This is a genomic window from Baekduia alba (assembly GCF_028416635.1).
GTDB lineage: Bacteria > Actinomycetota > Thermoleophilia > Solirubrobacterales > Solirubrobacteraceae > Baekduia > Baekduia alba.
The window spans coordinates 3,981,951-4,003,185 of the sequence record NZ_CP114013.1 but is presented as its reverse complement, the minus strand read 5'-3'; the positions used below and the strand labels follow the sequence as shown (position 1 = coordinate 4,003,185).

Below are 21,235 nucleotides of genomic sequence, written 5' to 3'. Positions count from 1 at the left end.
ACATGGCATTCGAGACGGACCAGAACCCCGTCACGGCGCACGACATCCGGGACCGCGCACGCGCGCTGGCCCCCGCGATCCGGGCGCGCACGCACGAGACCGAGACGCTGCGTCGCCTGCCGTGGGCGTCGGTCGAGGAGATCCTGGCCAGCGGCATCGGGCGCGTGCAGCGCCCAGCCCGCTGGGGTGGCTACGAGCTGGGCTTCGAGGCCGCGTTCGACGTCGCCGCCGAGATCGGCCGCGCCTGCGGCTCGACGGCCTGGTCGGTCTCGTTCCTCAACCACCACGACTGGCTCCTCGGCCAGTTCGAAGAGCAGGCGCAGGCCGACGTCTGGGCCGACGACCGCGACGCGCGTGTGGCCAGCGCGTTCGCGCCCGGCGGCCGCGCCCGCCCGGTCGACGGCGGCTGGGTGCTCCAGGGCAACTGGCCGTGGGCCAGCGGCATCGACCACTGCAACTGGACGATCGTCGCCGCCGTCGACCCCGCGCAGCCCGGACCGCCGAGCCCGCGGCTCTTCCTGCTCCCCGAGACCGACTTCACGATCGAGGACACCTGGTTCAACGTCGGACTGCGCGGCTCGGGCAGCAACAACGTGGTGATCGCCGAGGAGACGTTCGTCCCGGCGCACCGCACCGTCGAGCTGTTCGCGCTGCGCGAGGGGACCGCCCCCGGTGGGCAGGTCAACGCGTCCGCGCCGTTCCGCACACCGATGATGGCTGCGTTCGGCCTCGGGCTCCTCGGGCCGGCGCTCGGCGTGGCGCGCGGGGCGCTGGAGGAGTGGCGCGACTGGACCAAGGAGCGCACTTCGACGTACACCTTCGAGCAGGTCGCGCAGCAGACGCCGATGCAGATCAGCCTCGGCCAGGCGACCGCGCACGTCGATGCCGCGGAGCTGCTGCTGCGCGACAACCTGCGCCGGCTCGCCGACCCCGAGGCGATCACCGAGGTCGAGCGCACGACCAACCGCCGCAACTGCGCCTACGCGGCCCAGCTGCTCACGCGCACGATGGACGAGCTGCTCCAGCTCAGCGGCGCGCGCGGCCTGTTCGACACCAACTCGGTCCAGCGCGCGTGGCGCGACGTGCACGCGATCGCCTGTCACACCGGGTTGAACCCCAACAGCGTGTACGAGGCGCATGGCCGGCTCGAGCTCGCGCTGGGGCGTAACCCGAAGGACCCGCTCTACTGAGCGGGCGCGGGCGCGGACGCGGACCCACCCACCTCGGCGGGCGCGGCCAGGTACGCGTCCGCCAGCGCCGCCCGGTCCTCCCGCAGCGCGGCGGCCGTGCCCGCCAGCGTGACGCGGCCGCCCTGCAACACGTAGGCGTTGGTGCTGACCTCCAGGGCGAGGCTCGTGAACTGCTCGATGAGCAGGACGCCGACGCCGGTCCCGGCAAGGTCGACCAGGACCTGCGCCAGGCGGCGCACCACCGCCGGCGCCAGCCCGAGCGACAGCTCGTCGACGACGAGGTACCGCGGCCGCGCCGCGAGCGCCTGGGCGACCGCGAGCATCTGCTGCTGGCCGCCCGACAGCGACCCCGCGCGCTGGCCCAGGCGCTCGCCCAGCTCGGGCAGGCGCTCCAGCACCGCGTCGATGCGCTCGCGCTGGTCGCGCCGGCGGACGGCGGCCAGGCCGGCGCGCAGGTTGTCCTCCACCGTCAGCTCGGCGAGCACGCGGTGGCCTTCTGGGACGATCGCCAGCCCGGCGGCGCGGATGCGGTCGGGCGTGAGCCCGCGCAGCGACCGCCCGTCGAGGGCGACGTCGCCCGTCGAGGACGACAGCAGGCCGCCCAGGAGCGCGACCAACGAGCTCTTGCCGGCGCCGTTGGGACCCAGGAGCGCGGTGACCGCGCCCGGTTCGATCGTCAGCGAGACGCCGTGCAGCACCTCACGGCGGCCGCGGCGCACGCGCGCGTCCGCGATGGTCAGGCCAGGGGTCATCGCGTCATCTCGGGGTCGAGGGTGGGGGTGGCGCCGAGGTAGGCGTCCTGCACGGCGCGGTCGGCCAGCACGGCCTCGGTCTCGCCGGTCGCCAGCAGCCGGCCGAAGTCCAGGACGGCCAGGCGCGCGCACGTGCGCCGCACCAGCGCCATGTCGTGGTCGACGAGCACGACGGCGGCGTCGCGCAGCTCGGGCAGGCGGCCGATGAGGTCCGCGAGGTCCGCGGTCTCGCGCTCGTCGAGCCCGGCGGCCGGCTCGTCGAGCAGGATCACGCGGGGCGCGCCGACGACCGCGCGGCCGATCTCCAGCAGGCGGCGGCGCCGCTGGTCGAGCTCGGTGGCCTGGCGGCCGGCGACGTCGTCCAGGCCGACGAGGGCGAGCGCCTCGTCGGCTGCTGCGCCCGCGCCGTGGCCGCCGGTGTGCTCCGCGGCGACCAGCACGTGCTCGCGGACGCTCAGCCCGTCCACGATGCGGTCGTGCTGGAAGCCGCGGCGCAGCCCCCACCGCGCCCGGCGGTGCGGCGCGAGCGTCAGGAAGTCCTCGCCGTCGGCCGTGCGGACCGTGCCCGAGCGGGGCCGGACGAAGCCGCTGAGGACGTTGAGGAGCGTCGTCTTGCCGGCGCCGTTGGGGCCGATCAGCCCCGTGACGCCGGGGCCGATCTCGAGGGTCACGGCGTCGAGCGCGTGCACGCCGCCGAACTGGACGTTGACGTCGGTGAGCGCGATCACGAGGCGCGCACCACCCGGCGCGTGAGGCCCGAGAGCTGGCCGGCGACGCCGTGCGGCGCGACCGTGAGCGTCGCGACCAGGCCGATGCCGAACAGCAGCACGAGCAGGTCGCCGTTGACCGAGAGCCGGTCGAGCAGCGACGGCAGCAGCTGGGCGAACACGCCCGCGATCGCCGCGCCCGTCAGCGAGTACGCGCCGCCGACCAGGACCACCGCGAACAGGATCACGCTCTGCGCCGCGGTGAACGACGTCGCCTGCAGCGAGCCGATGCTCGCGGCCAGCAGCGCTCCGGCGACGCCGGTGCCGAAGCCGGTGAGCGTCAGCGCCCAGAGCTTGTGGCGCAGGACGTCGATCCCGCTCGCGCGCGCGGGCGCCTCGCCCGCGCGGATCGTCGCCCAGGCGCGGCCCGGGCGGGCGCGCAGGTGCAGCCAGTAGACGACGAAGACGAGCGCCGCGACGACCAAGGCGTAGCGGAAGAACGCGACGTCCCCGGAGCCGAGCGCGGGTCGCCGCAGCGGGCTCGGGCTCTGGGTCGCGGTGACCACGCCCTTGAAGCCGTCGCCGCCGTTGGGGAAGCCGATCGTGGTGAAGACGACCTCGGCGGCGCCGGCGGTCATGAGCGTGATGAGCGCGAGGTGCAGGCCGCCGAAGCGCAGCGCGGGGAGGCCGACGAGCGCGCCGATCAGCGCGGTGACGGCGCCCGCGACGAGCAACACCACCAGGAACGGCAGCGACGTCCCGTGGCCGAGGCGCAGGGTCACCCAGCCACCCACGCCGAGCAGCGCCACCTGGTAGAGCGACACGAACCCGAGGCGGCCGTAGAGCACGCCGGTGCCGGCGGCCACGACCGCGTAGATGACGGTGGCGGTGGCCGCGCTGAGCCAGAACGCGTCGAGCGCGCCCGGGAGCGCGAGGCCCACCGCGAGCAGGGCGAGGGCGCCGGTGACGCCGCGGAGGAGGGTCATGCCTGACGCCCTCCGGTCGCCGCGCCCTGCCCACGTGCGTAGAGCGCCAGCATCGCCACGATCGCGACCACGAACGGCGTCGCGTCCCGGTAGGTGGAGATCGCGCCGACCGGGGTGGCGCAGGCCTGGAGGACGCCGATCAGCAGGCCGCCGGCGAACACCCCGTACAACGACCGCAGCCCGCCGAGGACGGCGGCCGCGAGCGAGGCGATCACGAGGAAGGTCAAGGTGTAGGGCTCGAGGCGGACGAGGCTGGCGAGCAGGATCCCGGCGAGGCCGGCGAGCGCGCCGCTGGCCGTCCAGGCCAAGGCCTCGGTCCGGCGCACGCGCACCCCGAGCAGCGCGCTGAGCTCGCGATCGCAGGCGAGGGAGCGCATCGCGACGCCGACGCGCGTCGCGCGCAGGACGATCGACGCCACGAGCGTCGTCGCCAGGCCAAGACAGAGCGCGATCACCTGCGTGGTGTTGACGTGGACCTCGCCGAGGAAGAACCCGCGCAGCGACGTGCTCAGGTCCAGCGTGCGCGGCTCCTCGCCCCAGATCAGCAGGCAGCCGCCGAGCACCGCGAGCGCGAAGCCCAGCGACGACGCCGCCTGCACGACCGGCTCGCGGCCTGCCAGCCGCGGGCTGATCAACAGCCCGTAGCCGGCGGCCAGCGCCGCGGCGACCACGACGCCGGCCGCGATCGCCAGCGGCTCGCCGTTGCCGTCGTCGAGCAGCTGCCAGCAGGTCAGCGCGGACGCCGCGCCGAGGGCGCCGTGGGCCAGGTTGAGCACGCCGGAGGTCCGCAGCAGCAGGACGATGCCGACGCCGGAGAGCGAGTAGATCGCTCCCAGCGCCAGCCCCGACACGATGAACGGCTTGAAGTCCGGCATCACGACGCTCCCGGCACGGGCTTGCAGTCCGAGGCCAGCTCGAAGCCGTCCTCGGTCATCTTGACCACGCGCTGCGAGGTGATCGCGCCGGCGCCGAAGTGCCACGGCCCGCACAGCTCGTCGCTGCGGAAGCCGCTGACGTCCTTCAGCGCCTTGCCGGCCGAGGCCCGCGTGATCGGCCCGTCGATCCCCAGCAGCGCCTGCGTGAAGATCCGCGCGGCGAGGAACCCGCCCTGCGAGAACGGGTCGAGCGGCGCCGACGGCGCGTACTTGGCCATGACCTGCCGGTAGAGCAGGTTGTCGGGCGTCTGGGCGTCGACCGGCTGGAACGGCGTCTGGATCGGCAGGCCCTTCCACCCGCTGCCCAGCACCTTGGGCAGGTTGTCGCTGTAGCAGAGCGAGAGGCACACCCACTTCGGAGACTGCGTCAGGCCCTGGGACTGCGCGGCCTTGAGGATCGCGATCGCGTCCTGCTGGAGCGTGTTGACGACCACGGCGTCGGGGTGGGCGGAGGCGACGTCGAGCACGACCGAGGTCGCGTCCTTGAGGCCGTTGTCGATCTTGTCGACCTTCACGATCTCCGCGCCGTGCGCCTTGGCGTAGGCGGTGTCGGCGGCGACGATCGCGTCGCCGATGGTCCCGGCCTTGGCCACCACGAGCGCGATGCGCTTGGCGCCCTGGGCCTCGACCGCGTACTGCACGGCGCCGACCCAGTCGGCCAGGCCGTTGTCGACCGCGGCGATGTTGGTGTTGTTGTTGCACTCGGGCGGCCCGGCGACGCCCGCCAGCGAGTAGATGCCCTTGCTGCGGTACGTGCTGCCGTTGACGAGGCAGTCGAGGAAGCTGGAGGTGCCGGCGAACGCGACGACGCCCTCGTCGTCGATGAGGTGGTCGGCGCCCTGGCCCGCCTTCTGCGGGTTGTAGGCCGAGTCGAACTGCAGGAACTTGATCGGCCGGCCGTGGATGCCGCCGTTGGCGTTGACGCAGTCGTAGTAGGCCGCGGCGGCCGCGGTGGCCTGGGGGACGCCCGGGCCGCCGGTCTTCTCGACGATGGCGCCGACCGGGATCGGCTTGCCGGTGGCGGGCCCGTGCCCGCTCGGGACGCAGGCGCTGGCCTTCGCGTCGGTCTGGGACGGCGTGGCGGCGGCGCCGGTGCCGGCCGCGTCGCCGCCGCCCCCGCATCCGGCACAGGCCAGGGCGAGGGCGGCGACGGCGACCAGGCCGCCGGCGCGCGTGCGGGGAGAGCGCATGCGCATGACGGAGCGGCCGATCAGGACAGCGAGCCGGTGAACGTGAAGAGGCCGCTGTTGAGGTTGCCGTTGAGCTTGCCCTTGCCCTTGGCGCCCTTGTACTTGCCGGTGCCCCCGGTGACGGTGAACGTCCCCTTGACGGCGCGACCGACGATGCCGGCGGCGGTCGTGACGCGCAGCGTGCCGCCCTTGACCTTCCAGGTGATGACGGACCCGCTGCCACCGTTGGTGACCTTGCCGGCGTAAGTGCCCTTGCCGATGCTGCCGCCCACGATCTTCCCCGAGATCGCGGTGCCCTTCTGGGTGCCGGTGGACTTGACGACGAGCGCCTTGCTCGCCACGCCGGACGCCGGCGCTATCAGCGCGCAGGCCGAGATCGCGACGGCGGCCGAGGCCAGCGTCGCCTTGCGGAACGACTGAAGCACTGCTCCTCCTTCGATTCGACGGGCCGCCGGGACAGGCGGCGGCGAGGAACGTAGAACACCACTGATTCTTCTGTCAAGAATCAAATCCTGAAATGGCGAACAAAAATGCCGTTCGTCAAATGTTCTTGACAGCAGAATCTGTGACGTCTAGCGTGGAATCACGTTCGTCCGACAAGGAGTCCCGCCCGCACCATGTCCCGTCGTCATCTGATCTCGCAGCTCGCCCACGTGGAGGTGCTGTCGCCCAAGCCCGCCGAGACCGTCGCGTTCCTCCACGACGTGCTCGGGCTGGAGGCCAACGGGCAGGCGGGCCAGTCGGCGTTCCTGCGCGGCTGGGGCGATCTCTTCCACCACAGCCTCAAGGTCACCGAGGCGCCGAACGCCGGCCTCGGCCACATCGGCTGGCGGGCGGGCGGCGCCGAGGAGCTCAGGATCGCGGCTCAGCTGCTCGCCGACGGCGGCCACGGCGAGGGCTGGACCGAGGGCGACACCGGCCACGGCCCGGCCTACCGCTTCCGCAACCCCGAAGGCCACGTCAACGAGGTCTTCTGGGACGTCGAGTGGTTCGAGGCCGACGCCGCGCAGCGGTCGCCGCTGCCCAACCGCCCGCAGAAGTTCCAGCCGCGCGGGGCCGCCGTGCGGCGCATCGACCACGTCACGGTGTTCTGCAACGACGTCGCCGCCAACCGCGAGTTCTACTGCGACCTGGGCTGGAAGCACATGGAGAGCACGCACCTCGACGCCGACGACCGCGAGGTCGCGGCGTTCGCCTCCACCGGGCCGATGGCCCACGACATCGGGCTGATCGGCGACCGCAGCGGCGGGCGCGGGCGCCTCAACCACTTCGCCTTCTGGCTCGACACGCGCGAGGACGTCCTGCGCGCGGCCGACGTGATGCGCGACGCGGGCGCGTTCATCGAGAACGGCCCAGGCCGCCACGGCATCGGCGAGGCGTTCTTCCTCTACGTCCGCGAGCCGGGCGGCAACCGCATCGAGCTCTTCTCGGGCGGCTACCAGGTCTTCGCGCCCGACTGGGGCCCGATCCGCTGGAAGGCCTCGCAGCGCGGCGACTCCTACTGGCTGGGGCACTTCGACGAGACGCTCAACCAGTACGGGACGCCCGACGTGCCGGTCCCCGCGCAGGACGTCGCGGCGGTCGGCGAATGAGCGCGCCGTTCGTCGTCGGCATCGGCGGCACGACCCGGCCGTCGTCGACCTCCGAGCGCGCGCTGGCCGTCGCGCTCGACGCCGCGGCCGCGCACGGGGCGGAGGTCGCGACGTTCACCGCCCAGCAGCTCGAGCTGCCGATGTACGCCCCCGAGCGCGGCGAGGTGTCGGCCGACGCCCGCGCGTTCCTCGACGCGCTCGTCCGCGCCGACGGCCTGGTCATCGCCTCGCCGGGCTACCACGGCAGCATCTCCGGGCTGTTGAAGAACGCGCTCGACTACACAGAAGAGCTGCGCGACCACGAGCGCCCGTACTTCGACGGTCTGCCGGTCGGCTGCGTCGTCTGCGCCGCCGGCTGGCAATCGGGCACGACGACGCTGACGACGCTGCGCTCGATCGTCCACGCGCTGCGCGGTTGGCCCACCCCTTTGGGCGTCGCCATCAACTCGGCGCTGCCGGTCTTCGGACCCGACGGCGCGCCGAGCGACGAGGGCGTGGCGCGCCAGCTGGCGATCGTCGGCCAGCAGGTCGCCGAGTTCGCGCACCTGCGCGCCACCGTGCCCAGCACCACCTTCCAGGCCAGCCAGGCCTGATGGACCAAGAGAAAGGACCCGACGTGGCCGAGAACACCATCGCCCAGCCGGCGGGCGTGCGCAGCGAGACGCTCGACGCCGGCGAGGGCCGAACGATCCACCTCCAGCGTGGGGGTGACGGCCCGCCGCTGTTGTTCCTGCACGGCGCCGGCGCGGCCGGCCAGTGGTCGGCCGCGCACGTCGCGCTGGCCGAGCGCTTCGAGGTGATCGCGACCGAGCATCCGGGCTTCGGCCGCTCCTCGCTGCTCGAGGAGCTCAAGGACATGGACGACCTCGTGTACTTCTACCTCGACCTGCTCGACCGGCTCGAGCTGGAGCGGGTGGTCCTCGTCGGCGAGTCGCTCGGCGGCTGGCTGGCGGCCGAGATCGCCGCGCACTCCCCGCATCGCGTCGAGCGCCTGGTGCTCATCGGGGCGCCCGGCCTGCGCGTCCCGGAGGCGCCGCCGTTCGACGTGTTCCTGGCGACGCCGCAGGAGCTCGGCGCCGCGCTGTTCCACGACCCGGCGATCGCCGCGCAGATGTTCGGCGGCGAGCCCACGATCGAGATGATCGTCGGCGCCTACGCCGAGGCGTCGGCCTTCGCCCGCTACGGGTTCTCGCCGTTCCTCAACAACCCCAAGCTGGAGCGTCGCCTGGGCCGGATCACCGCGCCCACGCTGCTGCTGTGGGCCGACGACGACCGCATCGTCGGCCGCACGCACGGCGAGCGCTACGCGGCCGGCATCCCCGACGCCCGGCTGCAGGTCATCGAGGACTGCGGCCACGCCGTGACCGCCGAGCGCCCGGAGGCCGCCGCCGCGGCGGTCCTCGCCTTCACCGCCTGACCCCGTCCCCAGAGAGGCCCCGACATGAAGTTCAACTTCTTTCACCTGATGCCGTACCCGTACCTCCCGGACGAGTACGACGACTTCCCCGCCAGCGCGCTGATCTGGCCCAACAAGCACTTCGACCCCAAGCTCGGGCGCGACCTGTACCACCGCTACCTCGACGAGCTGGAGCACGCCGACCAGGTCGGCTTCGACGGCATCGTCGTCAACGAGCACCACCAGACCATGTACGGGTTGATGCCCAGCCCGAACATCATCGTCGGCGCGCTGTCGCGGCGCACGAGCAACGCCAAGATCCTGGTGCTGGGCAACCAGATCGCGCTGCGCCGCAACCCGATCCGCGTCGCCGAGGAGCTGGCGATGCTCGACCACCTCAGCGACGGGCGCCTGATCTCGGGCTTCGTGCGCGGCATCGGCTGGGAGTACTTCAACCAGAACGTGGACCCCAACCAGTCGCGCGGGCGGTTCAACGAGGCGCACGACCTGATCGTCAAGGCGTGGACGTCCGACGAGATCTTCGACTGGTACGGCGAGCACTACGAGTTCCGCTACGTGAACATCTGGCCCAAGCCGCTGCAGAGCCCGCACCCGCCGATCTACGTCCCCGGCACCGGCAGCGCGGACACGATGCGCTTCTGCGCGCGCAACCACTACCCATACTCGGCCGTCTTCGCGCCGGCCAAGGTGGTCGGGAAGTGGTTCGACACCTACCGCGACGCGTGCGAGGAGGAGGGCTACAAGGCCGATCCGGAGGACATCGGCTTCACGGTTCCGGTCATCGTCGCCGACACCGACGAAGAGGCCTACAAGCTGGGCAAGCAGCACGTCGAGTGGCTGTTCCACAAGGGCCTGCGGCTGGAGATCCCGGCGATCCTCAACCCGCCCGGCTACGTGACGCCCAAGTCGTTCGAGGGCCTGCTGCGCTCGGGCGTCAAGTACTTCCAGGAGATCACCTACGACGAGCTCCTCGACCTGGGCTACGCGATCGTCGGCAGCCCGGCGACCGTCGGCGACAAGATCGAGGCGCTGCGCCAGGACCTCGGCTTCGGCGCGTTCTCCGGGCTGTTCTCGGTCGGCGACATGGCGGCCGAGGACGTCAAGCGCAGCACCGACCTGTTCGCCGAGCAGGTGATGCCGCGGTTCCGGACGGCGGCCGCGGGCGCGGCCGCAGGCGCGGCGGCCTGAGCGACATGAAGGTCATCGTGTGGCCCGGGACGATGATCCGGGCGACCGCCGAAGAGCGCTCCCGGTTGCGGCCGATCGGTCGTAACCGGGAGCGCTACGGCGCCATGCTCGCCGAGCTCGAGCAGCTGGCGGTGATGGCCGACGACGCCGGCCTGCACGGCTTCGGGACCACCGAACACCACCTGCACACCGAAGGCGGGGAGTCGCTGCCCAACGCCCTGCTCTTCTACGCCAAGCTCGCGGCGCGCACCCGGCAGCTGCGCTTCATCCCGCTGTCGCTCGTGCTCCCGGCGCGCGACCCGATCCGGACGGCCGAGGACCTCGCGCTCTTCGACCAGATGTACCCGGGGCGCATCGCCGCGTGCTTCGCCCGCGGCTACCAGACGCGCTGGATGCAGACGCTGACCCAGAGCGACGCGATCGTCTCCGGGCCGCGCGACCCCCACGCCGACGCGATCAACCGCGAGATCTTCGACGAGCACCTCGAGGTCATGCTGAAGGCGTGGACCGAGGATGGGTTCCGCTACGAGGGCAAGCACTACCAGGTGCCGTTCCCGGCGAGCGGGATCGCCGGCTGGCAGGCGCTGGACTGGACCCGCGAGTTCGGTGGCGACGGAGAGGTCGACGAGGCGGGTCTGATCCGGCGCGTCGGCGTCGTCCCGCCGCCGCGCAGCGAGCCGCACCCGCCGGTGTTCGTCCCCTACACCTTGTCGGAGCAGACGCTCGACGACGCCGCCCGGCGCGGTTTCGGCGTCTTCATCTACGACGGGCGGCCGCAGCGCTTCACGCCCGCGTGCGAGCGCTACCGCGACCAGGCGCGCGAGCACGGTCGCGACCTCGCGCTCGGCGAGGGCGTGGTGGCCGTGCGCAAGATCTTCCTCGGCGACAGCTTCGAGGAGGCGATGGACATCGCCACCAACACGGCCGGCTTCTGGTTCCACCGCTACTTCAGCCGCTTCGGCTTCGCCGAGGCCAACCGCACGGACCGCGACGACCCCAAGCAGATGGTGCGCTTCTCCAGCGACCGCGAGTGCGCGGAGCGGATGTTCGAGACCAAGCAGCTGCTGGCCGGCACGCCCGACGAGGTCGCCGACCAGCTCGCGGACCTGCAGCGCTGCCACGCCGACGGCAAGTTGGAGTACCTGGCCTGGGAGTTCCTGACCACCGGCACCTACCCGGTCGAGGAGCAGCAGCGCCAGATGGACCTGTTCGCCAACCAGGTGCTGCCGAGGTTCGCGTGAGCGGCGAGCGCTTCGCGTTCGGCGGTCGCGACGTCCGCGTCATCGACCTCAGCCGGCGGCTGAGCAACGCGACCGCCGGCTTCGAGCCCAACCCGCACAGCATCACCTACGTCGACCACGCCGAGTCGGTGCGTCAGATCGGCGCGCGGCTGGGGTCCGAGGACCTCTGGCGCGACGGCCTCGGCGGGGCGGCGGAGACCGTCGAGCTCACGACGCACTCGGGAACGCACGTCGACGCCCCGTATCACTACGGACCGCTCTCCGGTGGCGCGCCGGCGCGCCGCGTCGACCAGCTGCCGCTGCGCTGGTTCATGGGCCCCGGCGTCCTGCTGGACTTCACGGCCAAGCCGGTCGGGGCCGGGATCGATGCCGACGACGTCCGCGCCGAGCTCGCGCGCATCGGCCACGTCCTGTCGCCCTACGACATCGTGTTGCTCCACACGGGCGCCTCTGTGGGCTTCGCCGAGCCCGGCTATCCCAACCGCCAGCCGGGACTGCGTCGCTCGGCGACGCAGCTGCTGGTCGAGGCCGGCGTCCGGCTGATCGGCATCGACGCCTGGGGGCTGGACCGGCCGTTCGACGTGATGGTGGCCGAGGCGCGCTCCGGTGATCGCGAGCAGTTCTGGGAGTCGCACTACTTCGGCACCGAGCAGGAGTACGCGCAGATCGAGCAGCTCTGCCACCTGGACCGGCTGCCCGCCCCGACCGGGTTCCTCGTGCTCGCGCTCCCGGTGCTGATCGCCGACGCCAGCGCGTCCTGGTCGCGCGTGGTGGCGATCGTCGACGACGAGCGCTAGAGCGCGCGCGAGACGGCGACCGCGCCGGAGCGCACGGCGGTCGCGAAGCGGTGGGCGTCGAAGCGGGCGACCGGCGCGGTGATCGACAGCGCGCCGACCGCCAGGCCGCCGGGCGCGACGATGGGCGCGGCGGCGCAGGCCACCTGCGTGAGCGTCTCGCCGCGGTCGAACGCGACGCCGGTGCGCCGGATCTCGTCCAGCTCGGCCCGCAGGGCGACGGGGTCGGTGACGGTGTGGACGGTCGGCGTGACGACCGGCGTCGCGAGCGCGGCGTCGACGACCGCCACGGGGGAGAACGCGAGGATCGCCTTGCCGAGCCCCGTGCTGCGCAGCGGCATCCGGCCGCCGAGGCGCGTCGAGGCGCCGGACGGCCGGTGGCCGTGCAGCTTCTCGACGTACAGCACGTCGGTGTCCTCGCGCGCGCCCAGATGCACGGTCTCGCGCGTCGCGGCGTAGAGGACCTGCATGGCGGGCATCGCGGCCTCGCGCAGGTCCCGCGTCTGGGCCCCGAGCGTGCCGAGCTCGAACAGCCGTGGGCCGAGGCGCAGGAGGTCGCCGTCGCGCGAGAGCGCGCCCCAGTCCAGCAGCTGGGCGACGATCCGGTGGGCGGTGGACTTCGGGAGGCCCGCCCGGCGGGCGATCGCGCTGAGGCTCAGCGAGCGGCCGTCGGCGGCGCCGAAGGCGTCGAGCACGGCGAACGCGCGGCCGAGGACCGAGGGCGCGTTCCGCTGGGTGGGACCGACGCTTGCCATCTGCGTTGAGGATAGCAATTCTGCTCTACAGAATGACTGTCTCAGCCACCACCGCGCAGCGCACCGCCTGGCTCGACCTCGCCGGCCTGCCGTTCGCCCAGCGCTGGATCGATGCCGGTGGCATCCGGACGCGGGTGGTCGAGGCCGGCGAAGGCGAGCCGCTGATCCTGCTGCACGGCACCGGCGGGCACGCCGAGGCGTACTCGCGCAACCTCGCCGCCCACGCCGAGCGCTTCCACGTCGTCGCCGTCGACCTGCTCGCCCACGGGTACACCGACGCGCCCGGCCGGCCGTGCGAGATCCCCGACTACGTCGCCCACCTCGGCGCGGTGCTCGACGCCCTCGACCTCGAGTGGGCCCACCTCTCCGGTGAGTCCCTGGGCGGCTGGGTCGCCGCGTGGTTCGCCAGCGAGCACCCCGAGCGCGTCGGGCGGCTGCTGCTCAACACGCCCGGCGGCGCGACCGCGGACGAGGCGGTGCTGGACCGGCTGCGCGGGCTGACGCGCGAGGCGATGCTGACGCCGACCGCCGAGACCGTGCGCCGCCGGCTGGAGTGGCTGATGGCCCACCCCGAGACCGTGACGCCCGAGCTCGTGGCGATCCGGCAGGCGATCTACGACCGCCCCGTCTTCCAGGACGCGATCGACGACCGCCTCGTCCTGCTCGAGCTCGATACGCGCCGGCGCAACCTCCTGACCGGGGAGCGCCTGGCGCGGATCGGGGCGCCGACGCTGGTGCTCTGGACGACGCACGACCCGATGGCCGACGTGCCCGTCGGCGAGTGGTTCGCCGAGGCCATCCCCGACGCGCGCCTCGTCGTCATGCGCGACTGCGGCCACTGGCCGCAGTTCGAGCAGCCCGACACCTTCAACGACATCAGCCTCGCGTTCCTCGACTCCGAGCGGGCGCGGGCGTGACGACCTCCATCACCGAGCGAAAGCGATCCCCATGGCAGTGACCCGCGTCGGCCACGTCGAGCTGTTCAGCGCCGACCTCGACCGCAGCGCCGACTTCTACGTCGACGTCCTCGGCCTGATCGAGACCGAGCGCGACGACGACCACGTCTACCTGCGCTGCCTGGAGGACCGCGAGCACCACACGCTGATCCTCACGCGCGCGGCGGGCAACGGGCTCGGCCACATCGGCTTCCGGGTCGACGACCCCGCCGACCTCGACGCGCTGGCGGCCGCCTACCGCGCCGACGGCATCGACGTCGTCGAGGTCGACGCCGAGGAGGAGCGCGCCCAAGGACCGGCGATCCGGCTGCGCGACCCGCTCGGCTTCCCGGTCGAGTTCTACCACCGCGTCGAGCCCGTCGCGCGGACGCTGCGCACCCACGGCAACCGCGGGCCGAGCCGGCTCGACCACCTCAACCTGCGGCTTCCCGGGCCGGTCGACGCGGGCGTCGCCTACTACCGCGAGCGCCTCGGGTTCCTGATCTCCGAGTACGCGCTGCACCCGGACGGGACGACGTTCGCGGCGTGGCTGCACCGCAAGCAGACCACCCATGACGTCGCGCTCGTCCAGGGCCCCGGGACGCTCATCCACCACGTCGGGCTCTACGTGCCCGAGAGCCACGACGTCCTGCACGTCGCCGATCGCATGGCCGCGCGCGGCATGCAGGCGCAGATCGAGTTCGGGCCCGGCCGGCACGGCATCACCAACGCGTTCTTCTCCTACATCCGCGACCCGGACGACAACCGCATCGAGATCTACTCGGGCGACTACCTGATCCCGGACCCCGACTTCGAGCCGGTGGCGTGGACCGCCGAGGAGTTCGAGGCGACCGGGCGGCTGGCGTGGGGCGCGCGGCCGCCGGCCTCGATGTACGAGGGGCAGCCGGTCGCGGACTGGTCGCGGCCGCCGGCCAGGGCGAGCGCGTGACCGCCGACGCGGACCGCCCGCGCGTCGCGCTCGTGACCGGCGGCGGTCGCGGCATCGGGCGCGCGGTCGCCCAGACGCTCGCCGCCGACGGCGTCCACGTGGCGATCGCCGGTCGCGGCCGGGAGGCGCTGGACGACGCCGTCGCCAGGATCCGCTCAGCCGGCGGCACGGCGACCGCGCACGGGTGCGACGTCGCCCACGAGGGCGACGTGCAGCAGCTCTTCGCCGACGTGCTGGCGACGCACGGGCGCCTCGACATCCTCGTCAACAACGCCGCGATCGAGGGGCCGACGACGCCGCTGGAGACGATCGCGACCAGCGACTGGGACCACGTCATCGCGGTCAACGTCCGCGGCGCCTTCCTCGCCACCCGTCACGCCGCGGCGCACATGACCGCCCGCGGCTCCGGCCACATCGTCTTCCTCTCGGCGCTCGGCGGCGGGCTGCGCGCCTATCCGCTCCGGCTGCCTTACGCGGTGTCCAAGGCGGCGGTCCTCGCGCTCATGCGCACGACGGCCACCGAGCTGCGTCCGCGGGGCGTGCACGTCAACGCCGTGACGCCCGGGCCGGTCGAGGGCGAACGCCTGGACCGCGTCTTCGCGCGCCGGGCCAAGCAGCTGGACACCACGCCCGCCGTCGTCGCCCAGCAGCTCGCCGACCGCGCGCCCGCGGGCGGCTTCCCCGACGAGGCCGCGGTCGCGCGACTCGTCGCGCTGCTGTGCACGCCGGCGTTCGACTACGTCGTCGGCCAGTCGCTGAACGTCACCGGCGGGATCGAGCTGGCCTGATGGTCGCCGAGTCGCTCGAACCCGCCACGCACGACCTGCTCGCCGAGCGCCTGGAGCGCGCGCGGTCCGACGCGGCGCCGATCGCGCCGCTGGCCGAGGTGCTCGCCGTCCCGACGGTCGCCGACGCCTACGCCATCCAGCGGGCCGGCATCGCTGCGCGGACGCTGCGCGGCGCGCGGCTGGTCGGCCACAAGATCGGCCTGACCTCCGCGGCGGTCCAGGCGCAGCTCGGCGTCGGCGAGCCCGACTACGGCGCGCTGCTCGACGACATGCACAAGCCCGACGGCCACGAGCTGTCGCGGTCGGCGCTGATCGCGCCGCGCGTCGAGGTCGAGGTCGCGTTCGTCCTCTCCGCGCCCCTGGCCGGCCCGGACGTGGACGTCGGCGATGTCACGGCCGCGACCGCGCACGTGCGCGCGGCGATCGAGATCGTCGACAGCCGCATCGCCGACTGGCGGGTCGCGCTGTTCGACACGATCGCCGACAACGCCTCGTCGGCCGCCTTCGTGCTCGGCGATCGGATCACGCACCTCGACGAGGTCGACGTCGCCGACATCGCCGTCGACCTGGTGCGCGGGCGCTCGCGCGTGGCCGACGGGCACTCGTCCGCGGTCCTGGGCGACCCGCGGCGCGCGGTCGCGTGGCTGGCCAACGCGCTGCATCGGCACGGTGTGTCCCTGCAGGCCGGTGACGTCGTGCTCTCCGGCGCCTGCACGCGGATGGTCGACGCCTACGCGGGCGACCGCTTCCGCGCGAAGCTCGGGCCGCTCGGCGAGGTCGCCGTGAGGTTCGGCCGATGACCGCCAAGGTGAAGGCCGCGATCATCGGGCCGGGCAACATCGGCACCGACCTGCTGGTCAAGCTGCAGCGCAGCGCCGTGGTCGAGGTCGCGCTGATGGTCGGGATCGTCCCCGACTCGCCCGGTCTGGTCCGCGCCGCGCAGATGGGCGTCGAGACGTCGGCCGACGGCGCCGGCGCGGTCGTCGCGCGCGACGACATCCCCTTGGTGTTCGAGGCCACCGGCGCCGGCGCGCACCGCGCGAACTGGCCGGTGCTGGAGGCGGCGGGCAAGACCGTCGTCGACCTCACGCCGGCGGCGATCGGGCCCTACGTCGTGCCGACCGTCAACCTCGAAGCCCACCTCGACGCGCCCAACGTGAACATGGTCACCTGCGGCGGGCAGGCGACGATCCCGATGGTCCACGCCATCGACCGCGTCGCCGGCGCGCGGTACGGCGAGATCGTCGCGACGATCGCCAGCGCGAGCGCCGGTCCGGGGACGCGGCAGAACATCGACGAGTTCACCGAGACCACCGCGGAGGGCATCGAGCGCGTCGGCGGCGCGACCCGTGGCAAGGCCATCATCATCCTCAACCCGGCCGACCCGCCGATCCTGATGCGCGCGACGATCTTCGCCACGGTGGAGGAGCCCGACGCGGCGACGATCGAGCGCTCGGTGGCCGACATGGTGGTGTCGGTCCGCCAGTACGTCCCCGGCTACCGGCTGGTGCTCTGCGACACCGACGGCGACCGCGTGACCGTGATGGTCGAGGTCGAGGGCGCCGGCGACTTCCTCCCGCACTACTCCGGCAACCTGGACATCATGACCGCGGCCGCCGCGCGCGTCGGCGAGCGGATCGCCCAGCGGATGGTCGTCGAAGGAGGTACGCGATGAGCCCGCGGCTCTGCGACTCGAGCCTGCGCGACGGGATGCACTCGGTCGGGCACCGCTTCACGGTCGACGAGGCCGCGGCCGTCGCGCGCGGGCTCGACGCGGCCGCCGTCGACGTCATCGAGGTGGGCCACGGCGACGGCCTCGGCGGCTCGTCGATCCAGTACGGGCACGCGGCCACGGCCGACGCGGCGCTCGTCGAGGCCGTCGTCGCCGCCGCGCCGTCCACCGACGTCGCGGTGCTGCTGCTGCCGGGGATCGGCACGCTGGCCGACCTGCGGCGCGCCCAGCAGCTCGGGGCACGGGTCGCGCGGGTGGCGACGCACTGCACCGAGGCCGACATCGCCGCCCAGCACCTGTCGTGGGCGGCCGAGAACGGGATGACGCCCGTCGGCTTCCTGATGATGAGCCACATGCTCGAGCCTGCGGCGCTGGCCGAGCAGGCGCGGCTGATGGAGCGCTGCGGGGCCGCCTGCGTGTACGTCGTCGACTCCGCCGGAGCGCTGCTGCCGCGTGGCATCCGTGAGCGTGTCGCGGCCCTGGGCGACACGATCGGGTGCGACGTCGGGATCCACACGCACAACAACCTCGGCTGCGCGGTGGCGAACGTCATCGCCGGCGTGGCGTCCGGCGCGACCTGGGTCGACGGCTCGCTCTGCGGGCTGGGGGCCGGGGCCGGCAACGCGGCCACCGAGGTGCTCGCGGTCGCGCTCGAGCGCGCCGAGATGGCGATCGGCGCCGACCCCTTCACGTTGATGGACGTCGCCGAGGAGGTCGTCCGGCCGCTCATGGACCGCCCGCCGGCGATCGACCGCGACGGGTTGACGATCGGCTACGCCGGCGTGTACTCGTCGTTCCTCCTGCACGCGCGCCGCGCGGGGGAGAAGTACGGCGTCGATCCGCGCGACATCCTGCTCGAGCTCGGCCGCCGTCGCGTCGTCGGCGGCCAGGAGGACATGATCATCGACGTCGCCGCGCAACTGGCGGACGGCGGCGCATGACCAGCGTCGAGCAGGCTGCGGACGCGATCGGCGCGGGCGGCATGGTCGTGGTCGTCGACGAGGCGGACGCCCAGACGCCCGGTCACGTCGTGCTCGGCGCCCAGCGCGCGACCGCCGAGGCCATCACGTTCCTCACGCGGCGCGCCGGTGGCTGGATCGGCCTGGCGCTCGCGCCCGAGCGGTGCGACGAGCTGGGCCTGCGGGTGATGTCCCTGCGGCCCGAGGCCGTGCGCGACACCCCGTTCACGGTGACGATCGAGGCGCGCGACGGCGTGACGACCGGGATCTCGACGGCCGACCAGGCGCACACGATCCGGACCGCCGCCGACCCCGCCAAGGGCCGCGCCGACATCGTCGTGCCGGGCCACGTCCGGCCGCTGAAGGCGCGCGCGGGCGGCGTCCTGGAGCGGGCCGGGCACATCGAGGCGTCCGTGGACCTCGCCCGCCTGGCGGGCCTCGCCCCGGCCGGCGTGATCTGCCCCGTGCGCAACGAGGACGGGTCGGTGGCGGGCCTCGGCGAGCTCGACGGCTTCGTGCGCCGGCATGGCCTGCCGGCGGTGACGATCGCCGACCTCATCGCGCATCGGCGCCGTCACGAGCGGCTCGTCGAGCGCGTCGGGACGACGGCGCTGGCGACCGCGTTCGGGCGCTTCGCCGTGCACGGCTACCGCTCGCTGGTCGACGATCGCCAGCACGTCGCGCTGGTCAAGGGCGACGTCGCCGGGGTCGCCGGCGTGCTCGTCCGCGTGCACGCCGGGTGCCTGGCCGGTGACGTCCTGCGCTCGCTGGGCTGCGACTGCGCCGCGCGGCTGGAGTCCGCCCTGACGCTGATCGAGGCCGAGGGCGCCGGGGTGCTGCTCTACCTCGGCCAGCACGGGTTCGGCGGCCACCACCCGCGCGAGGCGCCCGACGTCCGGGACGCCGGCGTCGCGATCCAGATCCTGGCCGAGCTCGGCGTCTCGTCGTCGTGTCACAATGCCCCCTTGCGCGTTGTCTCTGAGCTATGAGCGAAACACAGCAGATCGACTTCACCATGATGTACGTCACGCACGACGCGCTGCGGCGTGACGTGCAGCGCCTGGCGGCGGCGATCGCCACGGGCCGAGCCGGCTCGTCGTCGGTCCAGGCCGGGTGGGCGAACTTCAAGGCGCAGCTGCACGTCCATCACACCGTCGAGGACGACGACCTGTGGCCGCGGCTCTACCGGGCGATCGGCGACGATCCGGGGCGCCTGGCGATGCTGCAGGAGATGGAGGACGAGCACGCGGTGCTCGACCCCCTGCTCGAGGCGCTCGACGCGGCGCTCGCCGGTGGCGACGACGCCGTGCTCGCCCGTCGCGTCGACGAGCTGGCCGGGGTCCTCGACGGCCATCTGAAGCACGAGGAGAGCAGCGCGCTGCCGCTGATCCAGGAGGTCCTCGAGCCCGCGGACTGGCGCGGGTTCGGTGCGGCGATGCGCCGCAAGCAGGGCCTGAAGGGCGCGGCGATGTACGTCCCGTGGATCGTCGACGGCGCCAGCGCCGAGACGCGGGCGCGGTTCTTCTCGGCCTTGCCGGGGCCGCTCAGGATCGTCAACCAGCTGGTGTTCGAGCCCCGCTACCGGCGCCTCGGGCTGTGGGCGGCGTGATCGGCGTCGAGGCGGTGCCCTCCGAGCCGACGCTCGCGCGCGAGCTGGTGCGCGGCGCGCTCGCTTCGCGCGCGGCGGCGATCGACGCGACAGGTGAGCTCCCGCAGGGCGTCCGCGTCGATGATGTCCTTGACCGCGATCGGGCGGCCGTGGAGCGCCTGCTCGCCGGGCGCCGGCGCGAGCGGCGCGGAGACGGCGTCGGGGAGCGCGAGGAACGCTCCCAGCGCCTGGGCCCGACGGGCGCGCTCCAGCGCGCCGTCGGCGACGGACTGGGCGTCCAACGCCCCGCTGCGCGTCACGCCGCGCTCCGGACGCGGCTCGCCGAGACGACGCTCACGCGCGCCGCGGTGAGGAGCGCCAGCCCGGCGGTGAGGACCAGCAGCGTGGCGTAGCCGGCGACGTGCGAGGCGAGGGTGAAGACGTAGGGCGCGGCGAACCCGAGATAGCAGATGGCGTAGTAGGCGGCGGTCAGGCCGGCGAGGCCGTCGTCGTGGGCGAGGTGGCCGACCTCCACCAGGCCGGCGACCATGCACAGCCCGAAGCCGGCGCCGAACGCCAGCGCGCAGGGGAAGAGCATCCAGAGGGCGCTGTGCGCGACGGTCACGGCCCCGAGCACCAGCGCGCACGCGATGACCAGCAGGCCGGCGACCGCGGCCAGGTTGTACGTGGTGCTGCGCGCGGCCAGGCGCCGCCCCAGAGGCTGGACGGCGACGCCGGCGGCGGCCGTCGACGAGGTGACCGCCGCCACCAGCGCGATCCCGTCGGTCGCGTCGCCGGCGTGGACCACCGTCGGCAGCATCGCGAACGCGATCGCCGGCGACGCGAAGACCCAGGGGGCCATCGGGACCACGACGCGCCGGAAGCGCGGCGACGCGACGCCCGGCACGCCGAGGCGCACCGGCCGCGCGCGGTCGCCTGCGACCGTCTCGCGGGCGCCGCGCAACAGCACCAGCACGCCGAGCATGATCGCGACGTGGGGGAGGTAGGGCACGACGCGCGGCGCCGGCGCCCACTGCGCGAGCAGCCCGGAGACCAGCGGCCCGACCGCGAAGCCCGTGGTCATCGCGACGGCGGCGCGGCGCGCCAGCACCTGGTTGGGCTCGCCCGCCGAGGACTCGCGCAGCCACGCCGTCCCGGCGCCGAAGACCACGCCGCTGCTGATGCCGGTCAGGAACCGGCCGACGAACAGCACGGCGACGGTCCCGGCGCCGGCCATCAGCACGACGCTGGCCAGCAGCGACAGCGCGGCCGCCGGGATGACGACCGGGCGCCGGCCGCGCGCGTCCGACAGCGGGCCGCCGAGCAGCAGCCCGGGGATCAGGCCGAGCGCGTAGAGGCCGAAGAGCGCCGCGAGCGTGCCCGCCCCGAGGTCGAGGGCGCGGCGGTAGACCGGCAGCAGCGGCACGAACTGGTTGGTGCCCCACCCGGTGCCGAGGACGACGGCGGCCACCGGGACCCATCGACGTGGACCTGCGCTTGGTTCGATCATAAGACCGGGCCGAACCTAGCACGACTT

The 21,235-nt window shown here is 73.5% G+C and carries 24 protein-coding genes; 15 read left to right on the top strand and 9 right to left on the bottom strand.

Annotated elements, in window-relative coordinates:
• Nucleotides 1-2: 2 nt before the first annotated feature.
• Nucleotides 3-1,190 (top strand): acyl-CoA dehydrogenase family protein, encoded by a 1,188-nt coding sequence (locus tag DSM104299_RS20065; protein ID WP_272473429.1) that lies wholly within the window; start codon nt 3-5, stop codon nt 1,188-1,190.
• On the opposite strand, the gene DSM104299_RS20060 is transcribed toward DSM104299_RS20065, so the two are convergent.
• The 6 genes from DSM104299_RS20060 to DSM104299_RS20035 are packed head-to-tail and all read right to left on the bottom strand — an operon-like array spanning nt 1,184 to nt 6,185.
• Nucleotides 1,184-1,942 (bottom strand): ABC transporter ATP-binding protein, encoded by a 759-nt coding sequence (locus DSM104299_RS20060; protein WP_272473428.1) that lies wholly within the window; start codon nt 1,940-1,942, stop codon nt 1,184-1,186. The genes DSM104299_RS20065 and DSM104299_RS20060 overlap by 7 nt on opposite strands.
• Entirely contained in the window at nt 1,939-2,670 is a 732-nt protein-coding gene (locus DSM104299_RS20055; RefSeq protein ID WP_272473427.1) for an ABC transporter ATP-binding protein, read from the bottom strand. The genes DSM104299_RS20060 and DSM104299_RS20055 overlap by 4 nt, the downstream gene beginning before the upstream one ends.
• Nucleotides 2,667-3,635, bottom strand: coding sequence for a branched-chain amino acid ABC transporter permease (locus tag DSM104299_RS20050; RefSeq protein ID WP_272473426.1), 969 nt, complete (start codon nt 3,633-3,635; stop codon nt 2,667-2,669). The genes DSM104299_RS20055 and DSM104299_RS20050 overlap by 4 nt, the downstream gene beginning before the upstream one ends.
• Complete coding sequence (locus DSM104299_RS20045; protein WP_272473425.1) at nt 3,632-4,510, bottom strand: branched-chain amino acid ABC transporter permease; 879 nt, start codon at nt 4,508-4,510, stop codon at nt 3,632-3,634. The genes DSM104299_RS20050 and DSM104299_RS20045 overlap by 4 nt, the downstream gene beginning before the upstream one ends.
• A complete protein-coding gene (locus tag DSM104299_RS20040) occupies nt 4,510-5,760 on the bottom strand; it encodes an ABC transporter substrate-binding protein (RefSeq protein WP_272473424.1) in 1,251 nt (416 codons plus the stop codon). Before DSM104299_RS20040 ends, DSM104299_RS20045 begins: the two co-directional genes overlap by 1 nt.
• A 20-nt stretch (nt 5,761-5,780) precedes the next feature.
• The gene (locus tag DSM104299_RS20035; protein ID WP_272473423.1) at nt 5,781-6,185 is read right to left on the bottom strand and encodes a hypothetical protein; all 405 of its coding nucleotides are present in this window, start codon (nt 6,183-6,185) and stop codon (nt 5,781-5,783) included.
• A gap of 192 nt (nt 6,186-6,377) precedes the next feature.
• Here DSM104299_RS20035 and DSM104299_RS20030 point away from each other — a divergent pair, with 192 nt between their 5' ends.
• From DSM104299_RS20030 to DSM104299_RS20005, 6 genes are read left to right on the top strand one after another with little or no spacing between them, the layout of a single operon-like run.
• Complete coding sequence (locus DSM104299_RS20030; RefSeq protein ID WP_272473422.1) at nt 6,378-7,352, top strand: VOC family protein; 975 nt, start codon at nt 6,378-6,380, stop codon at nt 7,350-7,352.
• Nucleotides 7,349-7,945, top strand: a complete 597-nt coding sequence (locus tag DSM104299_RS20025) for an NADPH-dependent FMN reductase (protein ID WP_272473421.1) — start codon at nt 7,349-7,351, stop codon at nt 7,943-7,945. The genes DSM104299_RS20030 and DSM104299_RS20025 overlap by 4 nt, the downstream gene beginning before the upstream one ends.
• Nucleotides 7,946-7,968: 23 nt before the next feature.
• Nucleotides 7,969-8,769, top strand: a complete 801-nt coding sequence (locus DSM104299_RS20020) for an alpha/beta fold hydrolase (RefSeq protein WP_272473420.1) — start codon at nt 7,969-7,971, stop codon at nt 8,767-8,769.
• A gap of 24 nt (nt 8,770-8,793) precedes the next feature.
• A complete protein-coding gene (locus tag DSM104299_RS20015; RefSeq protein ID WP_272473419.1) occupies nt 8,794-9,957 on the top strand; it encodes an LLM class flavin-dependent oxidoreductase in 1,164 nt (387 codons plus the stop codon).
• A gap of 5 nt (nt 9,958-9,962) precedes the next feature.
• Nucleotides 9,963-11,198, top strand: coding sequence for an LLM class flavin-dependent oxidoreductase (locus tag DSM104299_RS20010; RefSeq protein WP_272473418.1), 1,236 nt, complete (start codon nt 9,963-9,965; stop codon nt 11,196-11,198).
• Entirely contained in the window at nt 11,195-11,995 is an 801-nt protein-coding gene (locus DSM104299_RS20005; protein WP_272473417.1) for a cyclase family protein, read from the top strand. The genes DSM104299_RS20010 and DSM104299_RS20005 overlap by 4 nt, the downstream gene beginning before the upstream one ends.
• On the opposite strand, the gene DSM104299_RS20000 is transcribed toward DSM104299_RS20005, so the two are convergent.
• Nucleotides 11,992-12,747 (bottom strand): IclR family transcriptional regulator, encoded by a 756-nt coding sequence (locus DSM104299_RS20000; protein WP_272473416.1) that lies wholly within the window; start codon nt 12,745-12,747, stop codon nt 11,992-11,994. The two genes, DSM104299_RS20005 and DSM104299_RS20000, sit on opposite strands and share 4 nt — an antisense overlap.
• A 32-nt stretch (nt 12,748-12,779) precedes the next feature.
• Between DSM104299_RS20000 and DSM104299_RS19995 the strand changes: the two genes are divergently transcribed.
• Genes DSM104299_RS19995 through DSM104299_RS19960 form a run of 8 tightly spaced genes read left to right on the top strand, consistent with a single transcriptional unit; the run spans nt 12,780 to nt 19,719 of the window.
• Complete coding sequence (locus DSM104299_RS19995; protein WP_272473415.1) at nt 12,780-13,664, top strand: alpha/beta fold hydrolase; 885 nt, start codon at nt 12,780-12,782, stop codon at nt 13,662-13,664.
• Nucleotides 13,665-13,695: 31 nt separating this feature from the next.
• Entirely contained in the window at nt 13,696-14,631 is a 936-nt protein-coding gene (gene hpaD / locus DSM104299_RS19990; protein WP_272473414.1) for a 3,4-dihydroxyphenylacetate 2,3-dioxygenase, read from the top strand.
• A complete protein-coding gene (locus tag DSM104299_RS19985) occupies nt 14,628-15,419 on the top strand; it encodes an SDR family NAD(P)-dependent oxidoreductase (RefSeq protein WP_272473413.1) in 792 nt (263 codons plus the stop codon). The genes hpaD and DSM104299_RS19985 overlap by 4 nt, the downstream gene beginning before the upstream one ends.
• The gene (locus DSM104299_RS19980) at nt 15,419-16,219 is read left to right on the top strand and encodes a 2-keto-4-pentenoate hydratase (protein WP_272473412.1); all 801 of its coding nucleotides are present in this window, start codon (nt 15,419-15,421) and stop codon (nt 16,217-16,219) included. The genes DSM104299_RS19985 and DSM104299_RS19980 overlap by 1 nt, the downstream gene beginning before the upstream one ends.
• Entirely contained in the window at nt 16,216-17,094 is an 879-nt protein-coding gene (locus DSM104299_RS19975) for an acetaldehyde dehydrogenase (acetylating) (protein ID WP_272473411.1), read from the top strand. Before DSM104299_RS19980 ends, DSM104299_RS19975 begins: the two co-directional genes overlap by 4 nt.
• A complete protein-coding gene (gene dmpG, locus DSM104299_RS19970; RefSeq protein ID WP_272473410.1) occupies nt 17,091-18,092 on the top strand; it encodes a 4-hydroxy-2-oxovalerate aldolase in 1,002 nt (333 codons plus the stop codon). Before DSM104299_RS19975 ends, dmpG begins: the two co-directional genes overlap by 4 nt.
• Entirely contained in the window at nt 18,089-19,099 is a 1,011-nt protein-coding gene (locus tag DSM104299_RS19965; protein WP_272473409.1) for a 3,4-dihydroxy-2-butanone-4-phosphate synthase, read from the top strand. The genes dmpG and DSM104299_RS19965 overlap by 4 nt, the downstream gene beginning before the upstream one ends.
• The gene (locus tag DSM104299_RS19960) at nt 19,096-19,719 is read left to right on the top strand and encodes a hemerythrin domain-containing protein (protein ID WP_272473408.1); all 624 of its coding nucleotides are present in this window, start codon (nt 19,096-19,098) and stop codon (nt 19,717-19,719) included. Before DSM104299_RS19965 ends, DSM104299_RS19960 begins: the two co-directional genes overlap by 4 nt.
• Here DSM104299_RS19960 and DSM104299_RS19955 read toward each other — a convergent pair.
• A complete protein-coding gene (locus DSM104299_RS19955; RefSeq protein ID WP_272473407.1) occupies nt 19,689-20,000 on the bottom strand; it encodes a hypothetical protein in 312 nt (103 codons plus the stop codon). The two genes, DSM104299_RS19960 and DSM104299_RS19955, sit on opposite strands and share 31 nt — an antisense overlap.
• Nucleotides 20,001-20,014: 14 nt before the next feature.
• The gene (locus tag DSM104299_RS19950; protein WP_272473406.1) at nt 20,015-21,169 is read right to left on the bottom strand and encodes an MFS transporter; all 1,155 of its coding nucleotides are present in this window, start codon (nt 21,167-21,169) and stop codon (nt 20,015-20,017) included.
• Between the last annotated feature and the right edge of the window lie 66 nt (nt 21,170-21,235).